This is a genomic window from Methylobacter psychrophilus (assembly GCF_025583945.1).
Taxonomy (GTDB): domain Bacteria; phylum Pseudomonadota; class Gammaproteobacteria; order Methylococcales; family Methylomonadaceae; genus Methylobacter_C; species Methylobacter_C psychrophilus.
Genome location: NZ_JAOEGU010000081.1, coordinates 1 through 9,217, shown reverse-complemented (window position 1 = coordinate 9,217; position 9,217 = coordinate 1). Strand labels below are relative to the sequence as shown.

12 protein-coding genes are annotated in these 9,217 nt (G+C 44.6%); 7 read left to right on the top strand and 5 right to left on the bottom strand.

The genetic code is table 11. The features are described 5' to 3' along the window. Positions 1-247: 247 nt before the first annotated feature. Positions 248-1,153: a DNA-binding protein gene (locus tag N7974_RS19395; protein WP_262967192.1), complete on the bottom strand. Its 906-nt coding sequence runs from the start codon at positions 1,151-1,153 to the stop codon at positions 248-250. A 343-nt stretch (positions 1,154-1,496) separates the two neighbouring features. Here N7974_RS19395 and N7974_RS19390 point away from each other — a divergent pair, with 343 nt between their 5' ends. Further along, positions 1,497-1,760, top strand: a complete 264-nt coding sequence (locus N7974_RS19390; protein WP_262967191.1) for a type II toxin-antitoxin system RelB/DinJ family antitoxin — start codon at positions 1,497-1,499, stop codon at positions 1,758-1,760. After that, on the top strand, positions 1,761-2,033 hold the full coding sequence (locus N7974_RS19385) for a type II toxin-antitoxin system YafQ family toxin (protein ID WP_262967190.1): 273 nt from the start codon (positions 1,761-1,763) through the stop codon (positions 2,031-2,033). Here N7974_RS19385 and traD read toward each other — a convergent pair. Further along, positions 2,030-2,467, bottom strand: a complete 438-nt coding sequence (traD, locus tag N7974_RS19380) for a conjugal transfer protein TraD (protein WP_262967189.1) — start codon at positions 2,465-2,467, stop codon at positions 2,030-2,032. The two genes, N7974_RS19385 and traD, sit on opposite strands and share 4 nt — an antisense overlap. Before the next feature lie 211 nt (positions 2,468-2,678). On the opposite strand from traD, the gene N7974_RS19375 reads away from it, so the two are divergent. The 4 genes from N7974_RS19375 (at position 2,679) to N7974_RS20710 (ending at position 5,884) form a co-directional block, all read left to right on the top strand. Further along, positions 2,679-3,665, top strand: coding sequence for a MobA/MobL family protein (locus N7974_RS19375; RefSeq protein ID WP_262967188.1), 987 nt, complete (start codon positions 2,679-2,681; stop codon positions 3,663-3,665). Beyond that, on the top strand, positions 3,662-4,255 hold the full coding sequence (locus N7974_RS19370) for a hypothetical protein (protein WP_262967187.1): 594 nt from the start codon (positions 3,662-3,664) through the stop codon (positions 4,253-4,255). The genes N7974_RS19375 and N7974_RS19370 overlap by 4 nt, the downstream gene beginning before the upstream one ends. Before the next feature lie 110 nt (positions 4,256-4,365). Further along, the gene (locus N7974_RS19365) at positions 4,366-4,677 is read left to right on the top strand and encodes a hypothetical protein (RefSeq protein ID WP_262967186.1); all 312 of its coding nucleotides are present in this window, start codon (positions 4,366-4,368) and stop codon (positions 4,675-4,677) included. A 151-nt stretch (positions 4,678-4,828) separates the two neighbouring features. Further along, a complete protein-coding gene (locus tag N7974_RS20710; protein ID WP_317451634.1) occupies positions 4,829-5,884 on the top strand; it encodes a tetratricopeptide repeat protein in 1,056 nt (351 codons plus the stop codon). Between the two features lie 201 nt (positions 5,885-6,085). Here N7974_RS20710 and N7974_RS19355 read toward each other — a convergent pair whose 3' ends face one another. Further along, a complete protein-coding gene (locus tag N7974_RS19355; protein WP_262967185.1) occupies positions 6,086-6,475 on the bottom strand; it encodes a surface-adhesin E family protein in 390 nt (129 codons plus the stop codon). A gap of 113 nt (positions 6,476-6,588) precedes the next feature. Continuing rightward, entirely contained in the window at positions 6,589-6,783 is a 195-nt protein-coding gene (locus N7974_RS19350; RefSeq protein WP_262967184.1) for a YodC family protein, read from the bottom strand. Positions 6,784-7,120: 337 nt separating this feature from the next. On the opposite strand from N7974_RS19350, the gene N7974_RS19345 reads away from it, so the two are divergent. After that, positions 7,121-7,582 (top strand): hypothetical protein, encoded by a 462-nt coding sequence (locus tag N7974_RS19345; protein ID WP_262967183.1) that lies wholly within the window; start codon positions 7,121-7,123, stop codon positions 7,580-7,582. Here N7974_RS19345 and N7974_RS19340 read toward each other — a convergent pair. Beyond that, entirely contained in the window at positions 7,561-8,601 is a 1,041-nt protein-coding gene (locus N7974_RS19340) for a replication initiation protein (RefSeq protein WP_262967182.1), read from the bottom strand. The genes N7974_RS19345 and N7974_RS19340 overlap by 22 nt on opposite strands. Between the last annotated feature and the right edge of the window lie 616 nt (positions 8,602-9,217).

Below are 9,217 nucleotides of genomic sequence, written 5' to 3'. Positions count from 1 at the left end.
TTATCTTCATTCTTGGCGTTATACGGCCTCTAAGAGCGGTTAACAGGATGTCGATATAGATTTGTCATGGTTATCTTCATTCTTGGCGTTATACGGCCTCTAAGAGCGGTTAACAGGATGTCGATATAGATTTGTCATGGTTATCTTCATTCTTGGCGTTATACGGCCTCTAAGAGCGGTTAACAGGATGTCGATATGGATTTGTCATGGTTATCTTCATTCTTGGCGTTAAATGTCTTTTTTTAAGCTATTTCGATTTCTTGATAGCGTCCAAATAGGCGTGACTAAGCTCGTTTTGTTCCTTCATGACATCCATCTTGCCCTGGAGTGTTTTTATGGCTTGTACGCTCTCTATCTCATTAGCGATGGCGATTTCGAGCTTATGGTTTAAGGCATTAAGCAAATTCTCTTTTTCAACCAGTGCGGTTGCTGCTTTATCGGCGTTAAGTTTATGACGCTCAGATTCACGTTCCAACTCGGCCTTGATGTCATTCAGGCGCTCCAGGGTTTTAGACAGCTCGGATTCAACGGTTACGGCTTTTTTGTAGTTTTCGTTGGCCTCTGTTCTAAATGCCTTATTTTCGGTTTTCAGCTCATTGATGTGTAAATTAAGGGCGCTAATTTGCTGGTGTGTCTCTGTTAATCCGGCCATTGTGATTTCGCTTTTCCGCTCGGCCTCTAACCGTGCAGACTTTTCAGATTCAAGTTCATTGCTTTTGGCCGTTGCTTCGTTCCCCGCTTTATCGAGTGCTTCGGCTTGCTGCTTAATCAGGGCTTGAGCTTGTTCAAGCTCTTCATTCAGTTGGTCGGCAAGATCAATGGTTTCTTGCTGGGTTTGCGCCAATTCTTGCCGTACCTGCTCTAACGCTTCGCGCTCTGATTGCAGGCGAGCATTCGATAACTCCAGGGCGATTGCCCAGATTTCACCACCGAAAGCACTAAGCCGTTCACTGACGGCCACCGGTGCCGCTTCACGTAGCGGCGTCACGATGGTCTGCGCCTGGTGTTTGACCTTCCACGCCTGCATTCCTTCTGAAATAGTTGTAAAACTGCCACCGCCCAAGGCTTTACGGACTATAGCCAGCGTGGGTTTCCCCCCTTCTGCGGCGATGGTGTCAGCAACGGCGTGTATATCGTGTAGTGTAATAGCCATGATGTGTAACCCTGTATTGTATTTTGTTGTATGTAGTATAATACAATATACAACAAAATACAATACAATTAGCATTCCATCAGAATGGGTGACCGTAAGGAAGCCAGGATTATTACCGTTTGGCAAATTTACCCATGGCCAGCTACAGAAACGGGCGGCGATCTAGTGACTGAACACATACCAAGCGAGAGCCAGCAAAAGCATATCACCAAAAAAGCTAGCCGGAAGCCTCGAAAATAGCGCGGCTTTTTGTCCAAATGTGGGAGAACTTAAAAATAGATTTTTACTTCAATATGCAAGTACAATGTAATTACAAACTCTCAATTCTTAGGACATGTTCACAATGCCAAGTTCAACGACCTACCAAATTCGCATAGACGAAGAAGAAAAAAAAGCCACTTTTGCCGTTTTTGCTGATCTTGGAATAACACCTGCCCAAGCGGTAAAAATGTTTTTCGCCCAAGTTCGCACAACCCACTCTATTCCGTTCCTTGTCGAGCATAGGCCGAACGCTGAAACCATCAAGGTGATTGAAGAGGCAAAACGCGGGGAAAACATAGTTGTTTGCAAGGATACGAAAGACCTATTTCATAAACTCGGTATCTAAATGCGAACGCCGATCTTCACGAAGAAATTCCAAAAAGAGCTTAAAAAATGCAAAATCCGCGGCCTCAATACCAGTGAAATAGGCGATATTATGGCGAAACTCATTGAAGACGAGCCATTGGAGGCAAGAAACAAAAATCATCCACTAAGCGGTGATTTTTCTGGATGTTATGAGTGCCACATTCGCCCCGATTGGCTCTTGGTCTATATGCTCGATAATGAAGCCAACACGATCACTTTTTTAAGAACGGGAACACATTCTGATTTGTTTTAAACTTTGGTAAGTAGAGCATCCCCCGCCCGTTTCCATTCTAACCGCCTTGGATCTTCCGCTGAAACTTTAGCCAGACCCAGCAGCGCCCCCAGTAATTCACCTTTATCGATTGCTGGCTTGCCTGTTTTTGTATCAACCAGTCCCGCCAAGATAAGCAGCCCCGCAGAATTACAAAGTTCATGAGTACGGGCGGCGCGTTCTGCTTTTGCGGCGACTCTATTTTCTTCATTAATTAACTTGGCGGCATCCTGTCGCGCCTTGGTTGCTCGCTGACTGGCTTTTTCAGCTCTTATTATGGCGTTAAACTTCTTATCATCCTGAGCGGTTCTGTTTGTCTTTTCAGCCAGCAACACCAGCAATTCTTGCTGTTCGTTTTTTGACTTTAAGCCTTTCAAATAAGCCACTCGATCTTTCAGCCATGCATCATTTTTCATAGTGACTCCTTGTTGCTGTTGGTGATTTTTCTACTACCTTATTCTAGCAGATTGCAGGCGGTTTCACAGCGTGTTATCCTTACAGAAGAATGATGTAAAGCGCACTTAGCCCTTTCTCTAAACATCCCGCCGCGTTGCTGGGGATGTTTAGAGAAAGGAGTGCGCTCTACGAGGTTAAAATCGAGAGCAAAAGAAAAAGCATGATATTCGCATGGCATCCTATCACCTAACCGTAAAAGCAGGGGCAAGAGGCAAAGCCGCCGCCCATGCCGCTTATATTGTCCGCGAAGGAAAATATAGCGGGCGCGACCGCTACGAAGACCTCGAAGCCACAGCCAGAGGAAACATGCCAGAGTGGGCAGCGCATAACGCCGCCTATTTCTGGCAAGCAGCCGATGAATACGAGCGGGCAAACGGCACGGCCTACCGGGAAATTGAGGTTGCTTTACCACGTGAACTTACCCCCGCCGAACGGCTGGAATTAGTCCAAGAATTTATCGGGCAAGAGCTAGGCGAAAAACACGCCTACCAATTCGCCATTCACACGCCCAAAGCCGCCCTTGAAAAGGACGGCCAGCCGCATGCGCACATCATGTATTCCGAACGAATCAGGGACGGCATAGCGCGCGACCCAGACCACTATTTCAAGCGCTATAACGCCAAGAACCCCGAGAAAGGCGGGGCAAAAAAGGCCAGCGGCGGCAAGCTGGAATCAGAGAGAAAAGAAGACCTGTTAGGCTTGCGTGAACGCTGGGCAGCGCTGCAAAACAAGCACCTCGAAAAACACGGGCATAACGACCGCGTAGACCATCGAAGTTTAAAAGCTCAAGGCAGCGACCGCGAACCAGAAAAACACCTGGGCGCTATCGGCGTTAGCAGGCTAAACGCGCAGGACATAAGCGCCTTACTGGAACGCCGAGCCGCCGAGGGCGGGCTGGAGCGATCACAAAAAGAAGTTTCAATTATCGACCTGTCCGGCGACATCAAGCGAGCCAAAGAAGAACGGGCAAACCAGCCGCAACAAGAAACCGCGATTTTAACCCGGGCGGCTCAAGCACTTGAGCGGTTCAAAGCCGAGCAAGAAACCTGCGCTATGGCGGCTCAGGCGTTGGAAAAATTCAAAGCCGAGCAAGAGCGCAAGGCGCAGCGGGAAAAAGAACAAACCCAATCAACACCCGATAAAGGCCACCACAGATGAACACAGAAGAGCAGTTATTAGTGCTTTTAGGAATGACCGAGCAACAGCAAAAAACTATTACCTCCGCTGTTGAAGAACTGAAAAAACAAACCGCCAGCCTTAACGGGATTGCACCAGAGCTGCAAAAAGCCGTACAGGTGGCGATTGTGGCATCTTTGGCCAGAAGTATGGGGGACGTGTCAAAAGAAGCCCAGAGCGCCGTCAAAGCGTCTGTAGACCCCGTTATTCAGAGCCTAAGCGGTGTAGTGGCCGCCGCCAACCAAGCCGAAGCGAAGCTAAACCGCGCTGTTGCCGCCTTTGGCAGGCGTTGGTTAATGCTTGCCAGTGTTTCAGCGGCCACCGTTTTTTTTGCGCTTCTGATGGCGGTCTATGCCGCCGTTTGGTGGGAACGCTCAGAGCTGGAGAGCCTGAAAGCAGAAAAGGCGGCTATGCAAGAAAACATAGCCCGCCTTGATAAACTAAAGGGGTATATCAAGCTATATAAATGCGGAGAAAATAAGCGCCCCTGTGTGGAAGTTGAAACCAAGATTGCTTACGGGGATAAAGGGAGTAAAGACCGCAGTTTTTTCATCCTGAAGGGCGTCAAGTAATCAATTTGCGGTTAACATTAGAAAAGGGTTTATTTTGTCTAGTCTTAGTATGTGAAAGTATAAACTATACTGACAGATAATAATTAGGTAACATATCAAATAGATAAAATATGACTGTTTTTATCGAGATTCTTCCACTGTCTGACGACAATGAAATTTCGTTTTCTGACATTGAACTCTTTCATGTCGGCTGTATGCCTGGAACAATGCAAATACATCCAAGAAATCAAGCAACAAACTTATATTCTTTTAAATGTGACTGCGGTTTTTATATAGAATTGGCTGAGACCGGTAAAGCGGCAGATATGATTTTACATATCTCGATTGATTGCCAAACGCTAGAGATTTTGCCAACTGGTAGTTTTTTGTCAAATACGACAAATGAAATCGTTATTAAACCCCGCGTAATACTCAATACGTAGCGAGGTTTATATTTTATTTTGTGTGTCACTACCCCAAAAAATAGCTGCATATATTGCAATTATTAAACGTTTTTATTGGGACAATATAGCGTTATAGGATAAATAATCACATGAAAAATTACGTTAGGTGAGAAGAAACTATGGAGAGATAGTGAACAAAGCACAAAAAAATATCATGATTGCGGTAGCTATCGGGTTTGTGATTACCTTCCTATTTCCACCCCTTGGGATTTTCCTCCCAAACGGTAATGCGATTAAAATGGGATACGGATTTATAGCTAATATCCCACGTCAATATTCAATATACATAGTTATGCTCTTTGCGGAATGGTTGGGTATAGCGGTGCTTGGCGGAATTGCTTATGTCATTGCGAAAGATACACAGCGAGAAGACATCCCACAAGCTAATAGTTCTAATGACTCAGTGGCAGTTCAATCTAGCTCGCCTGCCAACAACGTAATCAAGAAGTCAAGTTCGTGGAATTGGATCTGGCCTGGCATCTTAGGGGTGATTATCATTAAGCTGTTTGGCCCTGTGTGCGGCTTAGTCACAATAGGAGCGTTCTATTGGCTCCGGCCAAAACTGGGAACATGGGGTGCAGTTACAGCATCTGGTGTATTGGGTACTGTTGCTGTCGTCGGCTTGACTTATTGGTTTGGTGCTACGGCTATAAATATCCAGCAAACCACGCCATCAAGTACAAATATTCAGCTACCGACACCATCAAGTAATCCTTACGTTTGGCCAAGTACAAATATTCAACAACCAACAGCATTAAGTACAGATAGCGATCAAGATATATTTGAGCGTGCTAATAATTTGTACGGTCAAGGCAAGTATGCAGAAGCGTTGCCCATTTATCAGCAATTGGCAAGATATTCAGGAGCACAAATCAGTTTAGGCGGGATGTACGAAAGTGGCAACGGCGTAACAAAGGACTTTAACCAAGCGATTTATTGGTATCGTAAAGCAGCAGAACAAGGCGATGAAAATGAAAAAGATGCAAGGGCTGCGTTAAACAAACTAATAAGCACGGAGAAAAATAAAACTCTCTATCAAGTACAAACGCAACCCGTACAAGCCCCGCAAACTAAACCATCAAGTGTTAAAAAAATAAAGAAGGCACATAAAAATAGAGGGGATTTACGGGATTGTTTGTCATTAGGCTCTAATGAAGCCATTGCGCAATGTGCGGGGCAAAACTGATTTTCCGAATCAAGGGTACATTTAAACAAACGACACAAAACTGGCTAGATAAGTAAATCAAAAGGACATAAAGAACGGTTTGTCTTGATTCGCCCATGAAACCCTAGGTATCAATGGTATACAGGCGAAATATCAATTTCAAAACAGGAGATAATATTTTTTGAAGCGCAACGAGTTTATACAAAGGTTTGACGTCCAACATTATTTACTGTTGCAAGCAAAATTCCAACTGGCATTTCCAAAGCTATTTGGAGAAAATGGCTCCCAGTCGGTTGTTTTTTTTCCAGTGTAGACGACGGCACCATTACCCAATGGTTCAGCATGCCATGTAAAAAAAAGTACTCGCCCTTGTTTGGTTCTACAATTAATTTCTCTCTGGTCTATTTCCGACAAATACTTTCTTTCACTGAGGGATGATTCTTGCAAGGATTTGTAGTCAAACAGTACCCACATTACAACTATGTCACCTGATCTACGAATTTCTGTTTCTGCGTATGCAACAGACCTAGTACTTTCACCAATACGAACCCATTCAGCCATTACGCTTTCATTAAGCATAAAAAGCATTAAAACTAGACCAAATCGTTTCATATGTATTCTCATTGAATAAATGGGTTCTAACCACAAACCGCCGAAAATTCTGTCTCGCTATTGGGTAATTGGGCGCGGGTAGTCCTACGCAAGCCGAAGGACAAGGGCTAAGATTAGCCAACAACCATAACTAACTGTTCATCATCAGAATTGTAAATTTCTAACGTATCAGGTGGGAACGAGCCGTCTAGTTTTTTTGTACCATCAAACCATATGCAGCTAATTGAAGCATCTTTAACCTTTTCAACTGTCATTATTGGACTGCCTGATTTAAGTACTACTGTATCCCCAATCTTAAAATCTGCCATGCTGTAACCTGCTTTTTCAAAATAAAGACCGCATTATATCATCTAACGCAGTGCAAGGGGTGCGATCGGCGGCCACTGTTGCAAAAAGGGTAAGTTTTGCGATGGTTTTTAGAGACAGTAAAAACAAGGACTTAAAAGTTGCAAATATTAGTCGCAAAAAGCTTGTTTGAAGCCTGCCGGCGGCCAACCGTTTTTTGTGGTGACTGGCCGAACCTTGCCAGCTCATTAAGCCGCCGTTTTTTGATCAGTCACCACAAAAAACAGTTTTTTAAAAAGTGGGCTGGACTGTTGTAGGTTTACCGTTAGACTACTGTAATATTTTACAATAGGAAACCCCATGCTAACACTAGGACAAGCGGCCAAGGAAACCGGATTAAGCAAGCCATCAATTTCAAAGGCGATCAAGACAGGAAGGCTTTCAGCGGTTAAAACCGAGAATGGAGAATATCAGATTGATCCTGTAGAGCTTTTCAGGGTTTACCCGGTTACCAGTAAACCAAAGGCGAATACTTTACAAGAGGAAACCCTAGGTTTACCCAATGGGTTACAGGCTGCATTTGATGCAATGCGCGAGCTTTTAGGGCAGGTTGAAGGCGAGCGCGACGATTTACGCCGCCGACTAGATGAAGAAGCAGCCGACAGGCGAGCAAGTGCGGAAGAAGTGAGGCGGTTAACCCTACTAATAACCCACCAGCCGAAGCCGTTAGCCGTAAGCCCTTGGTTATGGGTTGCCCTTGTCGTTGCGATCATAGGCGCAGCCGTGGCTTATACCCGGTTTTATGTTTTGCCGTCTTTTTGATACTTGGCTTTACAGAATCCAATGAAAGACCCTGCCGGGTTGTCAGGCCGTGGCTTGTTGGCTAACCATTCTCGCCATTGAAATTCAAGACCGTACACATCAAGACCAGGCGCGGCCTTTTTTGCTTGCTCAAAGGCCGAAAGGGGAAGCCGCAACGCGCCGGAATTATCCGCCGCCTTGGGTTGTTCAATGGCTTTAGGCTTTAGGCATTTTTCATTCGCTATCCTTCCGGCTGTTTTTGTCAGGGTGAAGCGCACACGATCAACGGCGCGGCCTTCCTTGATTTCTTCCATGCTAACCGAGAATCCCGCCGCGTTTGAGTTTTCGTTAATCTGTTTTAATGCGGGTTCGAGTGTAAAACGCTTTATATCAAACCATTTTTCTAACTTGCCTTCTGGCACTTTCAACCATTGTCGGAGCTGGTTGATCTGGACATCTAAAACCGGCGTTTGCTTATTGGCGACCGATTCAAGCAACATGTAGAGCGTGACAGCATACTTGCCTGAAAGCCCTATCATGAAATGCAGACGCAGACGTGAGAAGCGGCAAGGGGCACGAATAACTTCACACAGCAAAGGTGGTATATCGAAACGCAGATAACCAGTAATTCTTAAATCCTTATGGGTTTGCGCGTTCAAAAGATTTGATACGCCTACAAGTCTTTTTCCATCATCGTTTAACTCATATTCAACGTGAGTTTTTGAAAGGCGTTTTGCGCTTTCCCATATCCATGAAGCCGTTTTTTCTCCACCGTATTGTTCAAATATGGTGTTAATTTTTGATACTCTAATTTCATGGATTCGCACGGTTAAAAGATCGTCCCAGACAGCCGCAACTAGAAACGCCCATAATTTACGGTCGCGTTCGGTGTAATCACCTGTAACCTTGGTTATTATTACATCATTAGGCAAAGGAACGGTTGCTGGGTTGTCGTCGGATGCTTCCCACGGATTTCCGGAGACTTTGACGGCCAGAGGTAAAGCGGATTGCTTAAGGGCGGTTTTCGGGGTTTTTGGCATGGTGTGGTCTCGAAAGGTGACAAATTAAATTAATATTGCGAATCTTTTCTTGTCTTTATTCTCGCATTTATAAGCGAGCTGTCAACGGTTTTTATTTTCGCTTTTCTAGTTTAATTTGTCGGTTTTAAAAGCGAATTAGCTTTTTTATTTATTCTCGCTTTTAGTCCGGAATTTCTCGCTTTTAGTCCGGAATTTCTCGCTTTTAGTCCGGAATTTCTCGCTTTTAGTCCGGAATTTCTCGCTTTTCAAGCTGGTGTATATAAGGTACGCGCGCGCAGAACACAAAGAACAATAAGAACATTAAGAACACACAAGCAGAGCCTGTGGATAACTGAAAAAAAAGCAAAACATCATGAGAAATTTCATCGTAACTGCACCTCAAAACAGGTTAACAGGATGTCGATATAGATTTGTCATGGTTATCTTCATTCTTGGCGTTATACGGCCTCTAAGAGCGGTTAACAGGATGTCGATATAGATTTGTCATGGTTATCTTCATTCTTGGCGTTATACGGCCTCTAAGAGCGGTTAACAGGATGTCGATATAGATTTGTCATGGTTATCTTCATTCTTGGCGTTATACGGCCTCTAAGAGCGGTTAACAGGATGTCGATAT